Origin of the sequence: Phenylobacterium sp. Root700, from assembly GCF_001429025.1 — a bacterium.
Lineage (GTDB): Bacteria > Pseudomonadota > Alphaproteobacteria > Caulobacterales > Caulobacteraceae > Phenylobacterium.
On sequence record NZ_LMHT01000011.1, the window covers coordinates 43,857 to 67,239 of the forward strand.

Here is a 23,383-nt window from a genome sequence, read left to right on the forward strand (position 1 = left end):
ATCAGAAATTGGGCGCACCTGTGGCGGCCACCATAATGACCGCAATGAGGATGACGAGCGCATATGTGACGTGGGCCATGGCGGCTCCGCTAGGCTTTCTCCTGATCGGATAGGAGCCTGGCGGAGCGCCCCGGGTCGCGCATGACCCATACGGACTAAGCCGGGGCGCGCGCCTGTTGGCCCCCCGAGGGAGGAGGACCCTGTCTCGTCTACTTGTCGGCGGCCTTGCTGACCGCCGTGCCGACCGCGGCGCCTGCCACCGCGCCGACCGGCCCGCCGACGACGGCGCCCGTCGCCGCGCCGGTCGCGGCGCGTTGCTCGACGTTGTGGCCGCAGGCCGAAAGGGTCAGGGCGAGGCCGGCTGCGGCGATCAGGCTGAGGGTCTTACGCATGGGGTTTCCTTCGATCGTGACGGCTTGACCGTGGAACGGAGGAGGTGCTGCGAAGGTTCCGGCCGCAGCCTGTTCGGTTAAGAAATTCCAAAAATTTTCATGTTGCAGCGCAATATATGCTTGCGAATCCTGGCGCACCTGGGCATAAGCCCTTCAACTTCGCCGTAGCCTGCCACTCCACGTGTATCTGGACAGGCTCACAGTCGCGACGCCGCCAGCATGAGCAGGGGCGTCCGTGACGACGATGTCAGGGGGCGAAATCGCCCTCGTCACACGGGACAAGACCTCTTTGACATTCCACAGTAAGGCACGCGCCGATTGGCGTGGGCCGACATGCGCCGCATTGATCGGCTCGGGCATTGGGCTTGCGCTGGGCGCGACCTACATGGCCGGCGGCATGGCGCGCGCCGCCACCGACCACGCCCGGGCCTCGCGCCTGGCCGGCGTCGCGGCGGGCGCCTATTCCGACTCCATTCTGGAACGTGAAGCCGCGGCTCTGGATCCAGGCGTTCTGCGCGTCGCGCGTCGCCACGATCCGTCCATCACCACGGCCTCCATTGATCGTCAGAACGCGGTCCTGACGGCGCGGTTGGAAAATTCGCCCCGCCACGACACCAACCACAATCCACTGCGGCGCGGCTTTGACGTGCGGTTGCCCACGGCGGCGCCGTTCCATCTGACCGGTGCGCTCGAAACCTCCCGCGAGCTCGAATGCCTGACCCAGGCGGTCTACTTCGAAGCTCGCGGCGAAACGCCGGCCGGCCAGGCCGCCGTCGCCCAGGTCGTGCTCAACCGCGTCCGCCACCCGGCTTTTCCGAAAAGCGTTTGCGCCGTGGTCTTCCAGGGCGCGGGCAAGCGGATCGGTTGCCAGTTCAGCTTCGCCTGCGACGGCTCCATGCGCCGCGGCCGCGAGACCGCCGCCTGGAACCGCGCCCAGAAGGTCGCCTCGCGGGCGCTTTCCGGCACGGTGATGGCCGTCGTCGGCAACGCCACCCACTTCCACACCGTCAATGTGGCGCCCAGCTGGGGGCCGCGTCTGGTGCGCACCGCCGAGGTGGGGCTGCACGTCTTCTATCGCTTCGGCCAGGGTGCGAGCCGCATGTACGCGGCCGCCCCGGACAGCCAGCGCGCGACCTTCACCTCCGCGCCGGGCGTCTCGGCGCCGATGGAGATCACCACCGAGCTGCGGCTGACCTCCGCCGTGAAGACCGACAAGCCCGATGCGACGGCCGTCGCCGACACCGGCGTTCACGCCGACGTCCTGGCCAAGGCGCCCAGCCCGACCCTGGCGCCGGCCGAGGCGGCCGCGTCGGCTCGCAAAACCGCCGAACCGGCCAAGCTCTCGCCTGTGAAGCTCACCCCGGCCAAGTTCTCGGCGTCGTCTGACCTCGAAACCCAGATGGTCGGGACCGACTAAGGTCGTTTCTCCGCCACCGGCGATAGGTCATGCTCCAGCGTGGCCGTCGACGGCGGTTAGGAGATGACTTCAGGATGTCGGACATGAACGGCGCGAACCGCAGCGAGGAATTGGCTCAGGGGCTGCTGAACTGCCCCTATGCGGAGCTCAGCCCTCTGCAGAAGAGCGTGATCGATCTGATCGCGGCCGAGACGCCCAGCGGCGCCGATCCGATTCTGTCGCGCGACGACCGCACCTTCGGCCAGCGTCTGGCCGATCGGGTCGCCTCGATCGGCGGTTCCTGGGGCTTCATCATCGGCTTTGGCCTGGCCCTGATCCTATGGATCGGCTGGAACCAGGTCGCCAAGGGCGGCCATCTGGCCTTCGACCCCTATCCCTTCATCTTCCTCAATCTGATGCTGTCGATGCTGGCCGCCATCCAGGCGCCGGTCATCATGATGAGCCAGAACCGGCAGAGCGCGCAGGACCGGCGCGCCGCCGAGCACGACTATGTCGTGAACCTGCGCGCCGAACTCGAGATCATGCACCTGCACGACAAGATGGACGCCATGCGCAACCTCGACCTGGCGCGGCTGGTCGAGGCCCAGAACCAGACCCTGAACCTGCTTAAGGTTCAGATCGCCGAACTGTCGGCCGGGCGGAACTAGGCGCGCGCCGCCCGGCGCAGGGCTTGGGGCGGTTGGCCGAACGCTCGCAGGAAGGCCCGGCGCATCCGTTCCGGATCTCCGAAGCCGGTCAACTCCGCCACCCGGTCGATCGGATCGGCGGAACCCTCGACCCGTTCGCGGGCGGTTTCGAGCCTTAGACGCTCCACGGCCTTGGCGGGCGTCATGCCGGTCTCGGCGGCGAAGGCGCGGGCGAAATGGCGCGGGCTCATGGCCGCCCTGTCGGCCAGCTTCTCGACACCGAGGGGCTCGGCCATCCGTTCGCGCATCCAGTCGAGCAGGGCCGCGAAGCGTCCGCCCTGACCGCCCATCTCCAGCAGGGCGGAGAACTGCGACTGTCCCCCGGGGCGGCGGTGGTAGACGACCAACTGCTGGGCCACGGCGCGGGCGATCTCCTCGCCAAGATCATCGGCGATGAGCGCCAGCGACAGGTCGATGCCGGCGGTGATCCCGGCCGAGGTCCAGACATCGCCGTCGCGTACGAAGATCCGGTCGGGCTCCAGGCGGACCTTGGGATAGCGCCGCGCGAAGTCGGGGCAGCGCTGCCAGTGGGTGGTGGCCCGCCGACCGTCCAGCAGACCGGCCTCGGCCAGGACATAAGCGCCGGAACAGACGCTGGTGGTGCGCTGCGCCGTGGCCGCCGCCGCGCTGACCCAGGCCAGGGTGTCCTGGCACAGCGCCGGCCCGCGGGTGCCTTCGCCGCCGGCGACCATCAGGGTGTGCAGCGGCTCGGAGCAGAGCGGCTCGGCCACCATCAAGGCGCGCGAGGACGAGGCCACCGGCCCCGGATGGCGCGCCATCACCTTGATTTCATAGGCCCCGGGCACATAGCGCGCGGCGATCTCGAAGGCGGCGATCGGCCCGGCGGCGTCCAGGATCTGGAAGTCTGGAAAGATCAGAACGCCGAGCGTGCGGGTCATGGCTGAAACCGAGGGAAAATTGTCATTTCTGCCGCAGGCTATGCCGAGCACTGTGGGCGCGTCAAATCCCGGAGGTCGCCATGTCCCAGTTTCAGATCGTCATCCCGCTCTATCCCGACGTCACCCACCTCGACTTCACCGGGCCGCACCAGGTGTTCGCGCGGCTGCCGAACACCAAGGTCATCGTCGCCTCGATGGGCGGGGTCGATGTGGTCGCCGATGGCCTGACCTTCTCGAACCTGGCCGACCTGTCGAAGGTCGAGCGCTGCGACCTGCTGTGCGTGCCGGGCGGGTTTGGAACCACCAACGCCATGCTGGACGAGGCGTTCATGGCGCAGATCCGCCGCCTGGGCGGCGGCGCCAAGTACCTGACCAGCGTCTGCACCGGCTCGCTGATCCTGGCCGCCGCCGGGTTCCTGCGCGGCAAGCGCGCGGCCTGCCACTGGGCCTGGCGCGACCTGCTGATCCCGTTCGGGGCCATCGTCGACGAGAGCCGGGTGGCGCGTGACGGCGACATCATCACCGGCGGCGGGGTGACGGCGGGGCTGGACTTCGCCTTTGTCGTGGCGGCCGAGGTGGCGGGGGAGACCCTGGCCAAGTCGATCCAGCTCGGCCTCGAATACGCGCCGGCGCCGCCCTTCGCCTCGGGGCGTCCGGAGCTGGCTTCACCGGAGGTCCTGGCCGGCGTGCAGGCGCGAATGGCGGTCGGGGCCGATGCGCGGCTGGCCGCCGCCCATCAGGCCGCCGCGCGCCTGGAGCCCGCTCAATGACGTGTTGCTAGGCGGCTAGTCCCAGGGCGCGAACCAGGGCGGCGGGCTCGATCGGCTTGCTGAGATAGTCGTTGAAGCCGAGCGCCAGCAGGCGTTCGCGCTCCCCGGCCATGGCGTCGGCGGTCAGGGCGACCACCGGAATGGTCTCCCGGCCGCTGGCGCGGATGGCCGCCAGGGTTTCGATCCCGCTCATGCCGGGCATGTGGATGTCCATGAAGACGACGTCGAAGCCGCCGCCCTCCAGGGCGACCAGACCCTCGTCGCCGCTGGCCGCGGTCGCCACGGTGAGGCCGAGCGCCTCCAGCAGCGCGCGCGCGACCTCCTGGTTGGTGCGGTTGTCGTCGACCACCAGGGCCCGCGCGGCCGCCTCTCGCAACGGGAGCCGGGACTCAGGCCCCGCGACGGGGCCGGCCAGCGCCGCCGGCAGAGGCAGGGTGAGGGTGAACCGAGAGCCCGAGCCTGGGCGGCTGTCGAGCATGATGTCGCCGGACATCAGCCGCGCCAGGTTGCGTGAGATCGCCAGGCCCAGCCCGGTGCCGCCAAAGCGTCGGGCGATGCTGGAATCGGCCTGGGTGAAGCCCTGGAAGAGGCGCGCCTGCGTCTCCGCGTCGATCCCGGGACCGGTGTCTGAGACCGTGAAAGTCACCGTATCTGGAGCGCTGGCCTGAGCCACGCTCAGCCGGACTTCGCCCTGGCTGGTGAACTTCACCGCGTTGGAGAGCAGGTTCTGCAGAATTTGCCGAAGCCGGGCGTCGTCACCGCTCACCCAGGGCTGGATTTCGGGCGCGATCTCCCAGGTGAGGGCGAGCCCCTTCTCCCGAGCGGCCGGGGTCCAGAGTTCGGCGGCGCGCTCGACGGCTTGGCGCAGCTCAAAGGGACGATCTTCGACGTCGAAGCGGCCGGCCTCGATCTTGGCCAGGTCCAGGATGTCGTTGAGGATGGTCATCAAGCCCCCGCCCGACCGCAGCAGGGTGGCGACATACTCGGCTTGGCGGGCGGTGAGGTCGGTGCGCTCCAGGGCGTGGGCCATGCCCAGCACGCCGTTCATCGGGGTTCGCAACTCGTGGCTCATCATCGCCAGGAACGCCGACTTGGCCTGGTTGGCCGCCTCGGCCGCGCGGGTCTGGGTCTCCAACGCCCGGTAGGCGGCGGCGAGCTCGCGGGCGGCGACCACGCTGCGGCGGGCCGAGATCGCGGCGTAGCCGATGAAGACCATGGCCCCCATGGCGGCGGCCAGCAGCTGGGGCCCCTCGAGACGGGGGAACAGCAGCGCCGCGATAAGGACGGCGATGGCGCTGGGCGTGCTGAAGATCAGCAGCGCCAGGGGAGAGCGGAAAGCATGGCTGATCCCGTTGAGCAGCAGGGCCGACCAGGTCAGGAAGGCCAGGACCTCCGCGCCAGGGACGGGCGACAGCCAGTAGGTGATGGCCAGGCCGACCCAGGTGAAGTTCACCGCCAGGGCTGAGCCGAGATATGAGAGGCGGCCCAGGCGGGTCGGAGTCTCGCCGCGGCCTTGGACCGATGTGGCGAGCCAGGTCCAGATTTCGGCGAGCGCCAAGGCGACGCCCCAGATCGCCGCGATCTTCGGCGACAGCACCGCGCTCACCAGGAAGACGTTGAGCACGCCGACGATCCACCGCGACGGCGCCATTTTTCGGGCCGACCGCGCTACGCCGTCAAAGCCTTCGTCCCAAGCAAAAACCGATAACTTCATCACGCCGCCCGACTGATCGGGGCGCAATTTCCAGGATATTGCGCAAAATAGCCTTAACGGCGACGCCGTTATGCGACTTTGGGTTGGGATCAACGATCCTGGGTTTTGGCGCGGATCGTGTCGATATTCCGGGCCTGGGGTGGGCTCAGACCGCGTCGAGACCGATGTCGAGCACCGGCGCCGAGTGGGTGAGGGCGCCGACGCTGATCACGTCCACACCGGTCTCGGCGATCGCGCGTACGGTCTGCAGGTTGACGCCGCCCGAGGCCTCCAAGGTCACCTTGCCCGCAGCCAGGCGCACGGTGGTCGCCAGGTCTTCCAGGCTGAAGTTGTCCAGCATGATCACGTCGGGCGCCAGCGGCAGGGCCTCGTCGAACTGCGCCAGGCTGTCGACCTCGACCTCGATCTTCATCAGGTGGCCGGCGGCGGCGCGGGCCCGCTTCAGGGCCTCGGCGACCCCGCCGCAGGCGGCGACGTGGTTGTCCTTGATCAGGATGGCGTCATCCAGGCCGAAGCGGTGGTTCAGACCACCGCCGCAGCGCACGGCGTATTTTTCCAGATGACGCAGGCCCGGCGTCGTCTTGCGGGTGTCGGCGATGCGGGCCTTCGTGCCGGAGACGGCGGTCACATAGGCGTGGGTCAGGGTGGCGACGCCGGAGAGCCGGCCCAGCAGGTTGAGCGCGGTGCGCTCGGCCGAGAGCAGGGCGCGCGCATTGGCCTCCACCTTGGCCAGGACTTGACCAGGCTGGACCAGATCGCCGTCGACCGCGCACGCTTCGAAGCGCGCGTCGGGATCGAGCGCCAGCACCGCCAGCCGGGCGCAGGCCAGGCCGGCCACCACGCCCGATTGCCGGGCGGCGAACACGGCCGACAGCCGGGCGTCGGCCGCGATGCAGGCCTGCGCCGTGACGTCGCCGGCGCGGCCCAGGTCTTCAGCGAGGGCGGCCGTGACCACGGGCGCGATCAGGAGGTCGGGGATCGGTGGGGTCATTCGGCTGCTAGGCGTGAGGAATGGGGGGCAGGAAGCGTGATGAAGGTCCGCGTCGGCGCCTTGTCGGCCACGCCGTCGGCGCGGAAGTGGGCGCCAAGGCTGGCCGGGCGGGCGAGGGCGGCCTCGGCGGTCAGGCGGGCGGCGACCAGCGGCGCGGCGCGGCCATGGGCGGCCTCCATCGCGTCGATCTCGGCGATCAGGCGGGTCAGACCCTGCGCGTCGCGGACCACGCCGGCGTCACGGCTCATGGCGATGCGAAGCTGGGCGAGCGCCTGGCGCGGCAGGTCGGGCGCCGGGAGCGCGCGCAGCGGCCGGCTCTTGGGATCGAGGACCTCGCGGGCGGCATGCCCGGCGCGAGCGCCGAACACCGCGGCCTCCAGCAGCGAATTGGAGGCCAGGCGGTTGGCGCCGTGCACGCCGGTCGAGGCGCATTCGCCGGCCGCGAACAGGTTGGCGAGCGAGGTGCGCCCGTCCGCGTCGGTGACGATCCCGCCCATGTGATAGTGGCAGGCCGGTGCGACCGGGATCGGCTGGACCCTGGGGTCGATGCCGCCCGACAGGCAGGCGGCGAACACCGCGGGGAACTCGTCGGGGAAGTGCGCGCCGACGGCGGCGCGGGCGTCCAGGAAGGCGCCGCGCCCAGCTTCACGCTCGGCGTGGATGGCGCGGGCCACCACGTCGCGGGGCGCGAGCTCGGCGTCGGGGTGATAGCGGGCCATGAAGGCCTCGCCGTTTCCGTCGATCAGCTTGGCGCCTTCGCCGCGCAGGGCTTCGGTGGCCAGGGGCGCCGGATCGCGGCCGATGTCGATGGCGGTCGGGTGGAACTGCACGAATTCGGGGTCGGCGATGGTCGCGCCGGCCATGGCGGCCAGCGCCAGGCCCTCGCCCTTCAGTTCGGGCGGGGTGGTGGTGACGGCGTAGAGCCCGCCGATGCCGCCGGTGGCCAGGATAGTGGCGGCCGCCGTGATCTCGATCANCTCGATCAGGCGTCCGTCTTCCTCGGCCAGCACGCCGCGCACGCGGCCCTCGGCGTCCTGCAGCAGGCCGCGCAGCCGCGCGCCCGAGCGGATCTGGATGTGCGCGGCCGAGAGCGCGGTCTTGATGACAGCGTCCATGATGGCGCGGCCGGCCTGGTCGCCCTTCACCCGGGCCACGCGCGAGCGCGAGTGGGCGGCTTCGAGGCTGGTGGCGAACCGGCCCTGGTCGTCGCGGTCGAAGGGCGCCCCCAGCAAGGCCAGCCTGCGGACCGCTTCGGGACCCTCTTCGGCCAGGATCGCGGCCATGGCCGCATCGACCAGGCCAGCGCCGGCGGCGATGGTGTCGGCGGCGTGCAGAGCCGGGGCGTCGTCGTCCGACAGCGCCGCGGCCATGCCGCCCTGCGCCCAGGCTGAGGAACAGCCCTGGTTCACCGGCGCGCCGGTCAGGACCAGCGCCTTGCGCGGGGCGACCGCCAGCGCCGCCGACAGGCCAGCCAGGCCCGCGCCGACGATCAGCACGCCGTCGTGCTTGATGCGTTCCACCGCTAGATCAGCTCCACGTCGACGTGGTGGCGAGCCTTCACGAGGTCATAGCGCGCCGGAATGAGCGGCGGCGGCAGGTCGATCATCCGTTGCACGGACAGCCGCGCCCGTTCGGCGATCGCCGGGTCGACAGTGACCTCGTAGCGGTCGTAGGCCAGGGCCTCATAGATGTTCTGCAGGCTGATCCGCTTCATGTGCGGGCAGAGGTTGCAGGGGCGCAGGAACTCAGTCTCCGGCGCGTCGGCCGCGACGTTGTCGGCCATCGAGCATTCGGTGATCAGCACCACCTGCTTGGGCTTACGCTGCAGCACATAGTCGTTCATCGCGGCGGTGGAGCCGGCGAAGTCGGAGACTTCCAGCACCTCGGCCGGGCACTCGGGGTGCGCCAGGACCTCGGCGTTCGGATAGGCTTCCCGCAGTTCCAGGATGTCGGCGGCCGTGAAGCGCTCATGCACTTCGCAGCGCCCCTGCCAGGCGATGATCTTGACGTCGGTCTGACGCGCGACGTTGCGGGCCAGGAACTCGTCGGGGATCAGGATGACGCGGTCGACGCCCCATTCCTTGGCCACATGCTCGACCACCTGCACGGCGTTGGCGCTGGTGCAGCAGACGTCGGTCTCGGCCTTCACGTCGGCGGTGGTGTTCACATAGGTCACGACCGGCAGACCCGGATAGCGCTGCTTGATCAGGCGCACGTCGGCGCCGGTGATCGAGGAGGCGAGACTGCAGCCGGCGAGCAGATCGGGGATCAGCACGGTCTTGCCTGGCGACAGGATCTTCGAGGTCTCGGCCATGAAGTGCACGCCGGCCTGGACGATGATCTTGGCGTCCGACTTGGCCGCTTCCTTGGCCAGGCCCAGGCTGTCGCCGACATAGTCGCCGACCCCGTGGAAGATCTCGGGCGTCATGTAGTTGTGGGCGAGGATGACGGCGTCCTTCTCGCGCTTCAGCCGATTGATCTCGGCGATCAGCGGAGCCTGGAGGCGCCACTCCATCGGGGTGACGTGATGCTTGACCTTTTCCCACAGGGGAAGGGTGGCGGCTTCAACAGCGGGCGTGAACGCAAATTGCGAACCGTCGGCCATGGTGTCCCTCCTTATGCTCAAACTGAGCATTTCCTCGGCCTCAAAAAACGCCGCGGGTGTCTGCAGCGCCCGTCGGCGTCGTGATTATGCTCAAAACGAGCAAAACCAATGACGGATCATATAGACCCCCGTTCGGTCGGGGACAAGCCCACTTTATCTTGAAGCCCGGTCAGGCCGCCTGGGTCTCGGGGTCGATGGAGCGGGCGATGGTCCGCGCCAGGGTCTCGGCCGAGTAAGGCTTGCGCAGCAAGGGCCAGGGCGCGTCGACCGCGGTCGACAGCGTTTCTCCGGTATAGCCGGACGACAGGATAACGGGCAGGTCCGGCCGCACGGCGGCGGCGGCGCGCGCCAGGTCCACCCCTGAACGGGCGCCCGGCATGACCAGGTCGGTCAGCAACAGGTCCAGATCATCGGGCCCGTTCAGCAGCTCCAATGCGCGCTCCACGCCGTCGGCGCGGATCACCTGATGGCCCAGCTCGCTCAACATCGCGGCGACCATGTCGCCGACTTCCAGGTCATCCTCGACCAGCAGGACGTTCAGGGCCCGGGCCCTGGCGGCGTTCTGCTCGGGCGCAGGCTCGGCGATCTCCGGCAGGGCCTCGATACGGGGGAGATAGAGGCTGACGGCCGCGCCATGTCCGGGAGAGGTCTCGATCACCACGCCGCCGCCGCTCTGACGGGCGAAGCCGTAAACCTGAGAGAGGCCAAGTCCGGTGCCCTTGCCGACATCCTTGGTCGTGAAGAACGGCTCGAAGACGCGGGCCAGAACGTCGGCCGCCATGCCGACGCCGTCGTCGCGGACCACGACCTGGACGTAGTCCCCCGCGGCGAGGTCCTGGACTTCGCCCTCGGCGAGGCTGCGCAGGCTGGTCTCCAGCCGTACGGCGCCGCCCTGGGCGATGGCGTCGCGGGCGTTGACCACCAGGTTCATGACCGCTGCATCGAATTGGCCGGGGTCGATCATGGTCACCGCGCCTGGCGCGTCGGGGGCGAGGGTCAGGGAGACGGCTTCGCCGGCGGCGCGGCGGAGCAGCTGTTCGCTCTCCCTCAGCAAGGTGTCGATGCGGACGGCCTCGGGCTTCAGGGCCTGGCGTCGGGAGAAGGCCAGCAGTTGGTGGGTCAGCCGCTCGCCGCGCCGGGCGGCGCCCAAAGCGGCCTCGACCATGCGGTCGCGCCGCTCGACATCGTCCGGCCGCCGCTGGATCAGGTCCAGGGCGCCGATCACCACGGTCAGCAGGTTATTGAAATCGTGGGCCACCCCGCCGGTGAGCTGGCCGACGGCTTCCAGTTTCTGGGCGTGGTGCAACCGAGCCTGGGCCTCGTCGCGTTCGGCCAACGCCGCCTGGACCCGTTCGGCCAGCAGGTCGTTGATCCGCATCAGATCGAACTCGGCCTGCTTGGCGTCGGTGGTGTCCACGCCAATGCCGATGAAACCGACGAACTCGCCGTTCGGCCCGTATCTGGGCTGGGAGACGGAGCGGATCCACCGCCAGGCGTCGTCGACGCGGCGGTAGCGGGCCTCCAGGGTGAAACGTTGGCGCGAGGCCTCGCCTGCGACCTGCTCCTTCAGGACGCGGGGCAGGTCCTCCTCGTACAGGCGTTCGCGCCAGTCGAAGGCCAGTGCGTCGTCGTATGAAACACCCAGGAAATCCACATAGGCCTGGTTCACGAACTCCCGACGGCCGTCGGTCCTCGAAACCCACAGCAGCACTGGGGCGCTGTCGGCCAGGGCGCGGAACCGGGCGTCGCTCTCGCGGACCTTCTCAAAGGCCAGCCGCCGTTCGGTGATGTCGATATTGACGCCGACCGCACGGACGATGGCGCCCGCGCCGTTCTGCAGCATCTCGCCGCGCGACAGCAGCCACCGGATCTCGCCGTCCGGGCGCACGATCCGGTATTCGGTCGGCGCCATCCTGCCGGTCTTGATGGCGGCGATGTTGCTTTGCCGCACCCACTCGCGGTCGTCGGGATGCACGCTGCTGAGCAGCGAGCGGATGTTGGACTCCCCGCCCGGCGGCCGGCCGAGGTTCTTGTAGAGCGTGGGCGACCAGTAGCCCTCGCCGGTCAGGACATCCCAGTCCCAGAGGCCGACCTCGCCGGCGTCCTGGGCCATTTGCAACCGCGCCTCGCTGCGGTCGAGCGCGGCCTGGGCCTCGTCCAGGCGCAGCATGATTTCGCGCAGGGCCGCGGCGACCATGACGGTGACGGCCCCGGAGGTCGCGTAGAGGACGACCTGCGCCTGATCGGCGAAGGCGATCGGAAGGGCCTGGCGCACGCCGAGCCCGATGCCCAGCGCGGCCAGCAGGCTGATCCAACCCCAGCGCTGACCCGCAAACAGCGTGGCGACGACGAAGGCGGGGAAGTAGGTCGGCGAGAGGCTGAAGGCGTTGTCCCAGCCGACGAACATGCCGCTGACGCCGATGGCTACGGCCATGGCCGCAAGGCTGATCGCCAGCGCAGCCGGGAAGGGCGGCGAGCGCCGGGGAATGCGAAGCGGCAGGGCGACGGGGCTCATGGCGCCGGACGCTCCCAAGACTCCGGTCGCTAGCGAACCGGCCTACAGAGCATGCTGGCGCTGGCGGCTTGGTGCAACTCTCGATATCGAAAGGATTGAACCCTATTTTCGCCCGGTTGCGGCTTCATGTTGGCCGGCTCGGAAACGACGTAAGACCTTGCGCCTGAACCTATCGCAGATCTTTTCGCAACGCGGCTTGATCGCGGCCCTGGTGGCGACCTGCGGCGCTGCGGTCGTGCTGTTGGCATGCGCCAATCCGAACTACACGGGCCAGGACTTGGGCAAGTCCAGAGGGTTGGCGAGCGTCGTCGGAACCCTGTCGGACAAGGGGTTGGCGCGGCTCACCGCCGATATGGATCCGGCCATGTTGGCGCTGGCCAAGCGCCACGACCCGGTCAAGCAGGCCGATCCCTGGGGCCGGACCATCGGCTGGGCCAGCCTGGATATCACCCAAATCCCAGACCTTGGCCTGGGTGAGACCTCGGTGGAGACCGCCGAGGAGATCAACTCCTTGCGGGGCTTCTCCAAGCTGCCGATCCGCCCCATGCGCCCCTTCGTGCTGGCCGCCAGCGGGCCTGACGGCGCCCGAGCGCTGAAATGCCTGGCCGAGGCGGTCTATTACGAAAGCGCCCGCGAACCGTTGCTGGGCCAGGAGGCGGTGGCCCAGGTGGTGCTGAACCGGGTTCGCCATCCGGCCTATCCGAAATCGGTCTGCGGGGTGGTCTATCAGGGCTCGGCCCGGGAGACCGGCTGCCAGTTCAGCTTCACCTGCGACGGCGCGCTGCGCTACGCCCCCGAGCCTGGCCTCTGGGCGCAGGCCGTGCGCATCGCCCGCCAGGCGCTGGCCGGTCATGTGAACAAGGCGGTGGGGTCGGCGACGCACTATCACGCCAACTATGTCGCGCCCTACTGGGCGCCGACCCTGGTGAAGATGAAGCAGGTCGGTCTGCACATCTTCTATCGTTGGACCGGCCCCTGGGGCGAGCCTCCGGCCTTCACCGGCCGCTATGCGGGCGGCGAGGCCTATCTGTCGCCGGCCATTCTCGGCGGGCTCGACGCGCGCACCAACGGCCTGCTCGATCCCGAGGCCCAGGGTATCGGCGGCGATCGCAAGCTGACCCTGGCGGTGGCGGGCGAGGTCAGGACCTATACCGTCGCCGACGCCGCGGCTCATGGCGGCGAGAAGACTCGGGTGCTGGGCACGCTCTATGCGCCGCGCCGCAAGCCGACGCCCGACGAGGTCCAGGAAATCAACAAGTCGTTGGCGGCCATGGAGGCGGCCAGCGGCGCTTCGCCCGCGCCGATCCCGTTGCCGGCGGCCTCGGTGGCTGCTCCGCAGGGCGGCGGGCCGGGCGAACCCTAGGCTAGCCGCTGAAGGCGTCCGGATAGGCGACCAGCAGGGCCTCGTCCAAGGCGCCGTCCTCCAGCGCCAGGGCCATGAAGGCAGGGCTGCCGGAATAGGGCGATTTGACCTTGGCGGCGGCCTGCGCGCTGAAGCCGAACTTCGGATAGTATTCCGGGTGGCCCAGCACGATCACCGCGCGGGCGCCGAACTCCTTGGCGGTTTCCAACGACGCGGCGGTCAGGCGCTTGCCGACCCCGTCCCGCTGGCGATCCGGCCGCACGGCCAGCGGCGCCAAGGCGGCGTAAAGGTGCACGCTGTCGGCCCAGAGGCGGCTGTAGAGGATGTGGCCGACGATCTCGCCGTTCTCGTCCTCCTCGATCAGTTCGAACATCACATCGCCCGCGGCTCGCAGGCGTTCGACGAGGTCGGCCTCATCGGCCTGACCAAAGGCGGCGTGGACGATGTCGCGGATGGCGGCGTGGTCGGCGGGGCGAGCGTGGCGGATCATCGGCGCAGTCTTAAGCGCAGGCGGCCTCATGGAAAGGCGGATTTGATCGCCGCCAGGTGTTCCCGCCACCCCGGCGCAACTACCGCGAGCGGCCGGCGTTCTCCCTGCGGCGCAATGGCGCCGGGCAGGGAAGCAAGCCGATGTCGAACACCAACAAGAGCGAACTGAGCCTCCTGAAGCACGACGAGGCCGAGGTCGTGCGCGCCTCGCATCATCCGGCGTTGCATGATCTTGACCGCAAGGCGCTGACGGAAACCCGGAGCCGGCTGCGTGAACTGCGCGACACCGAACGAACCCTGGCCCGCCAGAAGGTGCGCGAGACGCGGGGCAAGGCCGATGCGCGGGGCGGAAGCTTCCCGGGAACGGCGGAGCGCCCGCTGCAACGCAAGCAGGTGTTCGCCAGCGCGCTTCGACGGGTCAACAAGCAGGTGACCCGCCTGGATGCGATGGACGCCCGGGCCGCGCATGTCGGCGCCGCGCAGCGCGCCCTGGCGATGCGCAAGGCGGCCCCGGCGAAGTCTCACCCCGGCGCGGGCCAGACCGCCGACGACGGCATGCAGGCGGTCAGCTCCAAGACGGGCGCGACGTCGGTTCCGCCGGCCAAGGTCGGCAGCGTGTCTCAGGCCAACAAGAACGCCCAGGCCAAACGCGACAATCGCTGAGATCCGAGCCTCGCCGACAGCCCTGGTTTGGCTGGCTCATCCTTGCCGGTTCGTCATGGCCGACCATCTTGTGTCGGCCATCCATAGACGCCGCGCTGGCGGATCGATCTGGACGGTCGGCGCGTATGGACCACCGGGACAAGAGGCCCGGTGATGACGATCTGTTGGTTAGTCGCCGGCCACCCACGACACGTCGGCCCCCAGCGCGTTCAGGTTCTCGACGAACTTCGGGTGCGCGCGCTGGATGGGGCTGGCGTTGAGGATGGTGCTCTCGCCCTCGATGCTGGCGGCCAGCATGAACAGGGCGATGGCCACGCGGATGATGTAGGGGCTTTCCACCGTCGCTGGGGTCAACGGCTTGCCGCCCCAGGTGATCAGCCGGTGCGGATCGCAGAGCAGGGCGTGGGCCCCGAACTTGCCCAGTTCCGACGACCAGCCCAGCGCGCCGTCATAGACCTTGTTCCAGAACATCACCTGGCCCTCGGCGCGCACGCCCAGCGCCACGAAGATCGGCAGCAGGTCGGCCGGGACATAGGGCCAGGGCGCGGCCTCGACCTTGGTCAGGATGTTGGAGGTGAAGGGCTCGCGCACCTTCAGCGGGCCGTCGACGCGCGCCGTGCTCCAGCCGTTCTCGTGGGTCACCTCGACGCCGAACTTGGCGAAGGTGCGGTCCAGCAGCGGGAATTGCTCCACCGAACCGTTCTGGACGGAGATCTCGCCGCCGGTGATCGCGCCCATGGCCAGGAAGGTGGCGACCTCGTGGAAGTCGTCGGCGAAGGTGAACTCCACGCCGCCCAGGCTGTCGACACCCGCCACGGTGATACGCGATCCACCGACGCCCTGGATGCGCGCGCCCATGCCGGCGAGGAACTCGCAGAACTCCTGGACGTGCGGCTCGCAGGCGGCGTTGGTGAGCTTGGACGTGCCATTGGCGGTGGCCGCGCAGAGCACGAAGTTCTCGGTGGTGGTGACCGAGGCGTAGTCCAGCCAGTGGTTGACCGCCGAGAAGCCCTTGCCGGCGGTGATGACCGTGGCCGACGGCTCGCTGGTGACCTCGGCCCCGAAGGCCCGGAACACGTCGATGTGCGGGTCGATCTCACGCGAGCCGAGGGTGCAGCCGGTGACGTCCTCCTCCAGGCTGGCGCGGCCAAAGCGGTGCAGCAGGGCCGGGATCAGCATGATCGAGGAGCGCATGCCCAGCGGCAGGTGCGCGGCCTTGGGATCCAGACCCGTGCCGTGGTGCAGGCGCAGGGTCCCGGTCTCGAAGTCCATCTCCACCGTGCTGCCGAGATTGCGGAAGAAATCCAGCAACTTGCGGACGTCGGTGATGTCCGGGACCCGGTGCAGGGTGATGGGCTCGTCGCTCAGCAGCGTGGCGCAGAGCACGGGCAGGACGGCGTTCTTGTTGGCCGAGGGGGTGATTTTCCCTCGCAAGGCGCGGCCGCCTCGCACGATCAGGTTCGTCATGGCGGCGCGGCGCCTCGTTTCTTCGAAATGAGAGGCGGGCTGTCCGCCAAAAAACAGGAATTCCGGGCGTGGTTAGCGCCCGGTCTGGATCACCAGGCGCCGATTTTCTCGGCCTCTTGGTGGCTGATCGGATGGTGAGCCTTCTCGTGGTCTTCCTCGGCCAGCAGGCGCGCGACTTCAAGGGCGGCCATGCAGCCCATGCCTGCGGCGGTGACCGCCTGGCGGTAGACGTCGTCGGTGACGTCGCCGGCGGCGAAGACGCCGGTGACCGCCGTCGAGGCGCTGCCCGGCTTCACCTGCAGATAGCCCGAGGCGTCAGCCTCAAGCTGGCCGCGGAACAGTTCCGAGGCCGGGGCGTGGCCGATGGCGATGAACACGCCGTCGGCGGGGATCTCGCGGATCTCGCCGGTCTGCGTGTGCTTCAGCTTCACGCCGGTGACGCCCATCGGATCGCTGGCGCCGACCACTTCGTCGATGGCGTTGTTCCAGATCACCTCGATCTTGGGGTGGGCGAACAAGCGCTCTTGCAGGATCTTCTCGGCGCGGAACTCCTCGCGACGGTGCACGACCGTCACCTTGGAGGCGAAGCTGGTGAGGAACAGGGCCTCCTCGACCGCGGTGTTGCCGCCGCCGACCACCACGACCTCCTTGCCGCGATAGAAGAAGCCGTCGCAGGTGGCGCAGGCCGAGACGCCGAAGCCCTGGAATTTCTGCTCGCTTTCCAGGCCCAGCCACTTGGCCTGAGCGCCGGTGGCGATGATCAGGGTCTCGGCCAGCCAGACCTCGCCGCTGTCGCATTCCAACCGGAACGGACGCTGCGACAGGTCGGCCTTGATGACGATGTCGTTGATGATCTCGGTGCCGACATGGGCGGCCTGGGCCTGCATCTGCTCCATCAGCCAGGGACCCTGGATGACGTCGGCGAAGCCCGGATAGTTTTCCACGTCGGTGGTGATGGTCAGCTGGCCGCCAGGCTGGATGCCGGCGATCAGCACCGGATTGAGCAAGGCGCGCGCGGCGTAGATGGCGGCGGTGTAGCCAGCCGGGCCGGAACCCAGGATCAGGCAGCGGGTGGTGCGGGGAGCGTTCTGCGACATCCCGTCTATTTAGGTGAGATTCTGGTCGGATGCACCGGGCACGGGGCGCGGTTGGTTAACGCACGCTTCAAAGGGGGTAATTAAGCTGGGGGCGAACCGTCGAGAACCGCCATGACCAAGACCCCTGAGATCGAGATCGCCGGCCGCAAGATCGGCGCCGCCTACGAGCCCTATGTGATCTGCGAGCTCTCGGGGAATCACAACGGCAGCCTGGAGCGGGCGCTGGCCATGGTGGATGCGGCGGCCAACACCGGCTGCGACGCCATCAAGATCCAGAGCTACACCGCCGACACCATCACCATGGACGTCGACCGCCCGGAGTTCCGCATCCACGGCGGCCTGTGGGACGGGCGCAGCCTCTATGACCTCTACCAGGAGGCCCAGACCCCCTTCGAGTGGCACGCGGCGATCTTCGAACGCGCCCGCCAGCGGGGGGTGACCCTCTTCTCGAGCCCGTTCGACGAGAGCGCGGTGGACCTGCTGGCCGGCCTCGGCGCGCCGGCCTACAAGATCGCCTCCTTCGAGGCCGTGGACCTGCCGCTGATCCGTTACGCCGCGTCCAAGGGCAAGCCGCTGATCATCTCCACGGGCATGGCCAATCAGGCCGAGATGGCCGCCGCCCGCGACGCCGCCCTGGAGGCCGGAGCGCCTGGCGTGGTGCTGCTGCATTGCGTGTCGAGCTATCCGGCGACCTTCGAGGACGCCAATGTCCGCACCGTGGGCGATATGGCTCAGCGGTTCGGCTCGCCCATCGGCCTGTCGGACCACACGCCCGGCACGGCGGCCTCGGTGGCGGCGGTGGCCATGGGCGCCTGCGTCATCGAAAAGCACTTCACCCTGGCCCGGGCCGAGGGCGGCCCGGACGCGGCCTTCTCGCTGGAGCCGGCCGAGTTCACCGCTCTGGTGCGCGACTGCAAGGACGCCTGGAAGTCGCTGGGCCGGGCGCACTACGACACCCTGGGCTCAGAGCGCGGCTCGCTGGTGTTCCGCCGCTCGCTCTACGTCTCCGCTGACATCAAGGCCGGGGAGGTCCTGACGCGGGCCAATATCCGTTCGATCCGGCCTGGCAACGGCCTGCCGCCGGTGCATCTGGACGAGGTGCTGGGCAAGGCCGTGGTCCGCGACATCGCGCGCGGCGAGCCGTTGGCCTGGGAGATGCTGGGCCGATAGGGGCTCAGACCCGGACGGCGGCGTCCCGAGGCGCGGCGACGACTTCCAGGAAGGCGGTGGCGACCCGATCGGCGCCCAGGCCGTCGCAGACCTCCAGGCTGGCGGCGGTCAGCCGCGCGCGGCAGGCCGCGTCGGTCATCAGCCGCACGGCGGCACGGTCGAAGGCGGTTTCGAAGCCGTCGGCCTCGGCGTCCACCATCAGGACGGCGTCGCGATCGACGAGGGCGCGGGCGGCCGGGCGCTGGTTGTCGGCCAGGGTGATCAGCAGCGAGGGCAGGCCGAGCGTGCAGCGCTCCCAGGTGGTCGAGCCGCCGCCGCCGATGGCGATGTCGGCGTTCAGGGTCAGGTCGGCCATGTCGCGGGCGTCGACGTGCAGGGTCAGGCGCGGATCGTGGGCGGCGACCCGCCTCAGGCCGGGCAGACTCGGCGCCGTGCTTCCCAGCACCACGTCGAAGGCCAGCTGGCCGTTGCGCTGGCGCAGCCGGTCCACGACGCGCGCGGTGATGCCGCCGACGTCGGTGAGGCCCAGCGCCACCAGAATACGCTCCACCGGGCCGCCACGCCGCGCCAGCGCCTGCTCGCGCAGGGCGGCGAACTCGGGGCGCACGGGGGCGTAGTTCGGCCCCAGCAGCAGCCGCGCCTGGCCGGCGAACAGGGCGTAGTCGGCCTCCACCCGCGCGGGGCCGGAATCAAGGATCAGGTCGGCGGCGAGCGGCCGGTCGGCAAGGTCGTCGATGACCAGGGTCGGGCGACCCTGGGCGACGGCCTCGTGCTCGGCTCGGCCAAGGCCGTAGTGATCGAACACCACAGCGTCGAACCGCACGCCGGTGACGGCGTCCAGCAGCGTCTCGGCGTCGATGGCGGTGGCGTCCTCGCGGGCCATGTCCGGGGCGAAGGCGTCCAGGATGGCGACGGCTTCCGGCGGCGCCAGGAACACGCAATCGGCTCCGTGCTGCTCCAGGGCCCGCGCCAGACTGAGCGAGCGCATGACGTGGCCGCCCCCGACCGAGGGGCCTGCATTGACCACAAAAAGGATGCGCGGACGGAGAATCATTTCCGCCACATGGGAAGCCTAAAGCAACCTTTTGAAAAGGCTCTGTTAGCGCGCGGGCAGGCGAACGAAGAACAGCTCCGGATCGCCGGGGTCGAGGCGGTCGACCTGGCCGGCCGGCGCATAGCCGAGCGCGGTGAGCAAATCGCGCATGGGCGTGTTGGATTCATTGGTCGAAACAAACAGGCGCTGATCGGCGTGGGCCCGTTCGATGTCGTCCATCAAGGCCGAGGGGACGCCGCGGCGCTGGAACTCGGCCGCACGGTCAGCGCGTCCGTTCGTCAAGGCGGCGCAGCACCTCGTCGGCGGCACGGTCGGTCTCGGCCAGCGGCGGATACTGCCAGCTATGGAACGCCCCGCCGAACGGCCGTGCGGCGCCCAGGCTTTCCAGATCTTCGTGGAACAGTCGGAATTTCAGGCTTTCGCCGCTCATCTTCAGAACGAAGACCGGCTTGCCAGTCGATGCGGCGTCCGTGGCCAGGTTGGTCGAATCCTCGGTGACCAGGATGTAGTCGGCCGCGGCCAGGAACGCGAAATAGGGATTGTCGCCCTCACCGTCCCAGATCACGCCGGGCAGGTGTTTCAGGCGGGCGGCCAGGATCGCGCGCGCCGGTTCCGGCGTGCGGCGGGTGAAGCTGACCATCACCGAACCGCCCTCCTGGACGACCGGCAGTTCGATCTCGCGCGCCATGGCGGCGGCGCGTTCGACGTTGAGGTCATGAGCCTTCGACTTGCCGCCGATGATCACCGCCACGCGCGGGCGGGGCAGGGCGTCGAGTTCGGCCGAGAAGCGTTCCAGGTCGGCGGCCAGCCGCTCGGCGTTCACCCGGCCGGGCGATCCGGTGATCGGGAAGACGTTGTCGCCGACCAGCCTGTCGTGCTTGGGCGGAATGACCAGGTCGAACAGCCGCGTGGGCATGCGCGGGTCCTGGATCTGCACGACATAGGTCTGCTTCCTCGACCAGCGCCTGACGCGAATGGAAAGCGGCAAGGTCGCGCGACCGGCCGCGATCCAGAGATCGGGCCAGGGCGGAGCTATGTCGCTTTCAGGCGTGAGCAGCCGGCGCGGGGCCAGGTTCAGCCACCATGGCAGCCGCCCGATCCAGCTCTTCCAGCCGACGCGCTTGACGATGATCCTGGCCGGACGCTTGCGTGCGATGGCGTTGGCGAGGCCCACGACCTGGGCCTCGATGCCCGCACGCCCGTCCGAGACCGCCCAGATGATGAGCGGAGTCTCGGCGGACGTCGGATAGGATTGGGTCAAGTCGTGCCTAGACCCACTCGACCTTGAGGATCTCGTAGGCCTTGCCGCCGCCGGGGGTGTTCACCTCGACGACGTCGCCCATTTCCTTGCCGATCATGGCGCGGGCGAGCGGGGACACGATGGAGATCTTGCCCTTCTTCACGTCGGCTTCGTGTTCGCCGACGATCTGGTAGCGAGCCTTCTCCTCGGTGTCTTCGTCGACCACGGAGACCGTGGCGCCGAACTTCACCTGACTGCCGGAGAGCTTCGATACATCGATGACCTGCGCGCGCGCCATGCGGTCTTCGATCTCGGCGATCTGACCTTCAATCCACCCCTGACGCTCCTTAGCGGCGTGGTACTCGGCATTTTCAGAGAGGTCGCCATGCGAACGCGCTTCCGAGATCGCAGCGATCACGGCAGGGCGCTCAGAGGTCTTCAAACGCTTCAATTCATCGTCGAGGACTTGCCAGCCCTCGGCGGTCATCGGGACTTTTTCCATGATAGGTGAGGACTCGGTCGCCTTTAAGGGAGTTCGTTGCCGGCCGCGGGCGCGGGCGTCCGGGGGGGTAGAGGATAGATGCGGCGGCGCAAAAACTCAAGGGCCGCTCCGGACCATTGTTCCGGCGGCATCTTTTGCAGGCCCCGTGAAACCTTTCAGAGAACGGGGTGGCAAGGGTCGTAGCGCGTACCTAGATTGGCGCCAACCCTGAAAGGCGCAGCATGAAGTCCAAGCCCGCGATCACCCTCTACCACTCGCCGGGCAGCCGCGCTTTCACCGCCTACTGGCTGCTTGAGGAGTTGGGTGTTCCCTTCCAGGTCACCAATGTCGACATCCGCAAGGGTGATCAGAAGAAGAAGGAATACCTGAAGCTCAACCCCTCCGGGAAGGTGCCGACCATCACCGACGGCAAGGTGGTGGTCAGCGAGAACCCGGCGATCTGCATCTACCTGGCCGACCGCTACGGCTATGGCGGACTGGCGCCGAAAATCGACGCCGCCGCGCGCGGGCCTTACCTCAAGTGGATGGTCTATTCGACGGCGGTGCTCGATCCGCTGGTCAGCCTGCATCCCAAGCATATCGACCTGCCGGGGGCCGAGACCGGCTTCGGCGGCTTCGACGACATGGTCGAGGTGCTGTCCAAGACCTTGCGAGGTCGCAAGTACCTGCTCGGCGACAAGTTCTCGGCCGCCGACATCATGCTGGGCTCGACGATCTCGGCGGCGCTGCGGCGCAAGGCCTTGCCCGACCTGCCGGTCCTGGTCGACTACAACGGCCGCCTGAGCGCCCGGGCCGCCTATCACCGCGCCGCCGATGCGACCTGGCCGGAGTGGCTGTTCGCCTGAGGCTCGAAGGCTCAGGCGCTCTCGGAGATGATCGCGCCGTGCAGTTCGGCCGCGTCGGGGGCCTCGTAGACGCCCTCGATGAAGTCGAACATCTCCGGGCTGACGGCGATGGCGAAGGTTGCGCCGCGCACCTCGTTGCGCTCCAGCACCCGCGCGCGGCGGATCTCCGGCGAAGCGGTCACGAAGTGGAACTGGATCGGCAGCTCCACCGCCGCGGCGATGTCGGCCACGCGGGCGCGGTCGGCCTTGCGCATCAGGCCCAGGTCCAGCACCACCGAGGTCCCGGCCGCGATCACCCCGGCCGCCGTCGACCAGATCTGCGTCTCGCAGCGTTCGACCCGCTCCATCATCCAGTCGAATTCCAGCGGCTCAGGCATGTCGGCGGCGAACAGCCGGGCCATCCAATCGTCGATGGCGAAATGGACGGCGGGTTCGCGGCGCGCGAATTCCTTGGCGTAGGTGGATTTTCCGGCGCCGGAGGGGCCGAAGACGACGTGGAGCGTGGCGGTCATGGCCCGCCCGTAGAGCATTTCCGATCGCTCGGAAATGCTCCGGGGCGGGTATTTTTCGCCGCAGCCCCAGCGCGGGCGGCTACTTCACCGAGAACCCGCCGTCGATGGCGATCTCGGCGCCGGTGACATAGCGGCTCTCGTCGGAGGCCAGCCAGAGCACGCCGTTGGCGATGTCCTCGGGGTAACCCTTCACGCCCATCGGCACGGCGTCCACGGTCATGGCGTCCAGCACCGCCGGGCGCGGCGGGCGGGCGTTGTCGCCGACCTCGCCGGTTCCCATGATCGAATCCCAGATCGGGGTCTCGATGATGCCGGGGTGGACGGAGTTGACCCGCACGCCGTCCTTGGCGGCGGCGCATTCCAGGGCCACGGCCTTGGTGAACAGCCGCACGCCGCCCTTGGTGGCGCAATAGCCGGCCAGGATCGGCGAGCCCTTCAGGCCGGCCACCGAGGACATGTTGATGATCGAGCCGCCGCCGTTCTCGCGCATCAGCGGGATCGAATGCTTCACGCCCAGGAAGACGCCGTCGAGATTGACCGCCGTCTGCTTCTGGAAATCGGCCAGGGGCATGGTCAGGACCGAGCCGCTGATGCCGATGCCGGCGTTGTTGACCAGGATGTCCAGGCGTCCGTGCTGGGCCTTGATGGCCGCGACGACGTCGATCCAGGCCTGCTCGGCGGTGACGTCGTGATGGAGGTAGCTGGCCTTGCCGCCGGCGGCGGTGATCGCCTCGACCGTTTGCGCGCCCTTGGCGTCCTGCAGGTCGGTCACGACGACGACCGCGCCCTCCTGCGCCAGGCGTTCGGCGCAGCTGCGGCCGATGCCGCTCGCTCCGCCCGTGATGAGCGCAACCTTACCCTCGACCCGTCCGGCCATGACCATCCCTCCCATTGGTGATCGTTGTTTAGTTGAGCTACGCCTAGCCTAGCTCGGCGATCAGGGCCAGCTTCTGCCGCAGCTAAAGATTCGGGCCGCGAGCCTGAACCAGGAG

The 23,383-nt window shown here is 68.9% G+C and carries 23 protein-coding genes and 1 pseudogene; 7 read left to right on the forward strand and 17 right to left on the reverse strand.

Features of this window, described 5'->3' with window-relative positions; genetic code table 11:
• Positions 1 to 209 precede the first annotated feature (209 nt).
• Positions 210 to 392, reverse strand: coding sequence for a hypothetical protein (locus tag ASE02_RS05820; RefSeq protein WP_056732103.1), 183 nt, complete (start codon positions 390 to 392; stop codon positions 210 to 212).
• A 289-nt stretch (positions 393 to 681) separates the two neighbouring features.
• Between ASE02_RS05820 and ASE02_RS05825 the strand changes: the two genes are divergently transcribed.
• On the forward strand, positions 682 to 1,809 hold the full coding sequence (locus ASE02_RS05825) for a cell wall hydrolase (protein ID WP_156405924.1): 1,128 nt from the start codon (positions 682 to 684) through the stop codon (positions 1,807 to 1,809).
• A gap of 83 nt (positions 1,810 to 1,892) precedes the next feature.
• Positions 1,893 to 2,456, forward strand: a complete 564-nt coding sequence (locus ASE02_RS05830) for a DUF1003 domain-containing protein (protein WP_056732741.1) — start codon at positions 1,893 to 1,895, stop codon at positions 2,454 to 2,456.
• Here ASE02_RS05830 and ASE02_RS05835 read toward each other — a convergent pair.
• On the reverse strand, positions 2,453 to 3,394 hold the full coding sequence (locus ASE02_RS05835; RefSeq protein WP_056732105.1) for a GlxA family transcriptional regulator: 942 nt from the start codon (positions 3,392 to 3,394) through the stop codon (positions 2,453 to 2,455). The genes ASE02_RS05830 and ASE02_RS05835 overlap by 4 nt on opposite strands.
• An 80-nt stretch (positions 3,395 to 3,474) precedes the next feature.
• Here ASE02_RS05835 and ASE02_RS05840 point away from each other — a divergent pair, with 80 nt between their 5' ends.
• Entirely contained in the window at positions 3,475 to 4,164 is a 690-nt protein-coding gene (locus tag ASE02_RS05840) for a DJ-1/PfpI family protein (protein ID WP_056732106.1), read from the forward strand.
• A gap of 7 nt (positions 4,165 to 4,171) precedes the next feature.
• On the opposite strand, the gene ASE02_RS05845 is transcribed toward ASE02_RS05840, so the two are convergent.
• The 6 genes and pseudogenes from ASE02_RS05845 to ASE02_RS05865 form a co-directional block, all read right to left on the reverse strand.
• Complete coding sequence (locus ASE02_RS05845; protein ID WP_056732108.1) at positions 4,172 to 5,815, reverse strand: ATP-binding protein; 1,644 nt, start codon at positions 5,813 to 5,815, stop codon at positions 4,172 to 4,174.
• A 208-nt stretch (positions 5,816 to 6,023) separates the two neighbouring features.
• Positions 6,024 to 6,869 carry a carboxylating nicotinate-nucleotide diphosphorylase gene (gene nadC / locus ASE02_RS05850; RefSeq protein WP_056732109.1) on the reverse strand — a complete coding sequence of 282 codons (846 nt, stop codon included), beginning with the start codon at positions 6,867 to 6,869 and terminating at the stop codon, positions 6,024 to 6,026.
• Positions 6,866 to 7,845 (reverse strand): FAD-binding protein (locus tag ASE02_RS22875; protein ID WP_235536623.1); only part of this gene is annotated, 980 nt, incomplete at its 5' end. The genes nadC and ASE02_RS22875, both read right to left, overlap by 4 nt.
• 1 nt (position 7,846) lies before the next feature.
• Positions 7,847 to 8,389 (reverse strand): annotated as a pseudogene (locus ASE02_RS22880) (FAD-binding protein); the annotation flags it as partial.
• 2 nt (positions 8,390 to 8,391) lie between these two features.
• A complete protein-coding gene (gene nadA / locus ASE02_RS05860; RefSeq protein WP_056732111.1) occupies positions 8,392 to 9,474 on the reverse strand; it encodes a quinolinate synthase NadA in 1,083 nt (360 codons plus the stop codon).
• Between the two features lie 169 nt (positions 9,475 to 9,643).
• Complete coding sequence (locus tag ASE02_RS05865) at positions 9,644 to 11,989, reverse strand: PAS domain-containing sensor histidine kinase (RefSeq protein ID WP_056732112.1); 2,346 nt, start codon at positions 11,987 to 11,989, stop codon at positions 9,644 to 9,646.
• A gap of 157 nt (positions 11,990 to 12,146) precedes the next feature.
• Between ASE02_RS05865 and ASE02_RS05870 the strand changes: the two genes are divergently transcribed.
• A complete protein-coding gene (locus ASE02_RS05870; protein WP_056732113.1) occupies positions 12,147 to 13,352 on the forward strand; it encodes a cell wall hydrolase in 1,206 nt (401 codons plus the stop codon).
• Between the two features lies 1 nt (position 13,353).
• Here ASE02_RS05870 and ASE02_RS05875 read toward each other — a convergent pair whose 3' ends face one another.
• Positions 13,354 to 13,842, reverse strand: a complete 489-nt coding sequence (locus ASE02_RS05875) for a GNAT family N-acetyltransferase (RefSeq protein WP_056732120.1) — start codon at positions 13,840 to 13,842, stop codon at positions 13,354 to 13,356.
• A 56-nt stretch (positions 13,843 to 13,898) separates the two neighbouring features.
• Between ASE02_RS05875 and ASE02_RS05880 the strand changes: the two genes are divergently transcribed.
• The gene (locus ASE02_RS05880; protein ID WP_200957616.1) at positions 13,899 to 14,504 is read left to right on the forward strand and encodes a hypothetical protein; all 606 of its coding nucleotides are present in this window, start codon (positions 13,899 to 13,901) and stop codon (positions 14,502 to 14,504) included.
• A 168-nt stretch (positions 14,505 to 14,672) separates the two neighbouring features.
• Here the strand turns inward: ASE02_RS05880 and ASE02_RS05885 are convergent, their stop codons facing one another.
• Both ASE02_RS05885 and trxB read right to left on the reverse strand, forming a co-directional pair.
• Positions 14,673 to 15,971 carry a UDP-N-acetylglucosamine 1-carboxyvinyltransferase gene (locus tag ASE02_RS05885; RefSeq protein ID WP_056732124.1) on the reverse strand — a complete coding sequence of 433 codons (1,299 nt, stop codon included), beginning with the start codon at positions 15,969 to 15,971 and terminating at the stop codon, positions 14,673 to 14,675.
• An 89-nt stretch (positions 15,972 to 16,060) separates the two neighbouring features.
• On the reverse strand, positions 16,061 to 17,068 hold the full coding sequence (gene trxB / locus ASE02_RS05890) for a thioredoxin-disulfide reductase (RefSeq protein ID WP_056732126.1): 1,008 nt from the start codon (positions 17,066 to 17,068) through the stop codon (positions 16,061 to 16,063).
• A 111-nt stretch (positions 17,069 to 17,179) separates the two neighbouring features.
• Here trxB and pseI point away from each other — a divergent pair, with 111 nt between their 5' ends.
• On the forward strand, positions 17,180 to 18,238 hold the full coding sequence (pseI, locus tag ASE02_RS05895; protein WP_056732128.1) for a pseudaminic acid synthase: 1,059 nt from the start codon (positions 17,180 to 17,182) through the stop codon (positions 18,236 to 18,238).
• Positions 18,239 to 18,242: 4 nt separating this feature from the next.
• On the opposite strand, the gene pseG is transcribed toward pseI, so the two are convergent.
• From pseG to greA, 4 genes are read right to left on the reverse strand one after another with little or no spacing between them, the layout of a single operon-like run.
• Complete coding sequence (pseG, locus tag ASE02_RS05900; RefSeq protein ID WP_056732129.1) at positions 18,243 to 19,292, reverse strand: UDP-2,4-diacetamido-2,4,6-trideoxy-beta-L-altropyranose hydrolase; 1,050 nt, start codon at positions 19,290 to 19,292, stop codon at positions 18,243 to 18,245.
• A gap of 45 nt (positions 19,293 to 19,337) precedes the next feature.
• Positions 19,338 to 19,511, reverse strand: coding sequence for a hypothetical protein (locus tag ASE02_RS05905; RefSeq protein ID WP_156405925.1), 174 nt, complete (start codon positions 19,509 to 19,511; stop codon positions 19,338 to 19,340).
• Between the two features lie 43 nt (positions 19,512 to 19,554).
• Positions 19,555 to 20,553: a mitochondrial fission ELM1 family protein gene (locus tag ASE02_RS05910; protein ID WP_056732133.1), complete on the reverse strand. Its 999-nt coding sequence runs from the start codon at positions 20,551 to 20,553 to the stop codon at positions 19,555 to 19,557.
• Positions 20,554 to 20,560: 7 nt separating this feature from the next.
• Positions 20,561 to 21,034: a transcription elongation factor GreA gene (gene greA, locus ASE02_RS05915; RefSeq protein ID WP_056732134.1), complete on the reverse strand. Its 474-nt coding sequence runs from the start codon at positions 21,032 to 21,034 to the stop codon at positions 20,561 to 20,563.
• Between the two features lie 221 nt (positions 21,035 to 21,255).
• Here greA and ASE02_RS05920 point away from each other — a divergent pair, with 221 nt between their 5' ends.
• Positions 21,256 to 21,879, forward strand: a complete 624-nt coding sequence (locus tag ASE02_RS05920) for a glutathione S-transferase family protein (RefSeq protein ID WP_056732135.1) — start codon at positions 21,256 to 21,258, stop codon at positions 21,877 to 21,879.
• 11 nt (positions 21,880 to 21,890) lie between these two features.
• Here ASE02_RS05920 and ASE02_RS05925 read toward each other — a convergent pair whose 3' ends face one another.
• Both ASE02_RS05925 and ASE02_RS05930 read right to left on the reverse strand, forming a co-directional pair.
• Complete coding sequence (locus tag ASE02_RS05925) at positions 21,891 to 22,391, reverse strand: ATP-binding protein (RefSeq protein ID WP_162257137.1); 501 nt, start codon at positions 22,389 to 22,391, stop codon at positions 21,891 to 21,893.
• A 79-nt stretch (positions 22,392 to 22,470) separates the two neighbouring features.
• Positions 22,471 to 23,268 (reverse strand): SDR family NAD(P)-dependent oxidoreductase, encoded by a 798-nt coding sequence (locus ASE02_RS05930; RefSeq protein WP_056732743.1) that lies wholly within the window; start codon positions 23,266 to 23,268, stop codon positions 22,471 to 22,473.
• Positions 23,269 to 23,383: the final 115 nt, after the last annotated feature.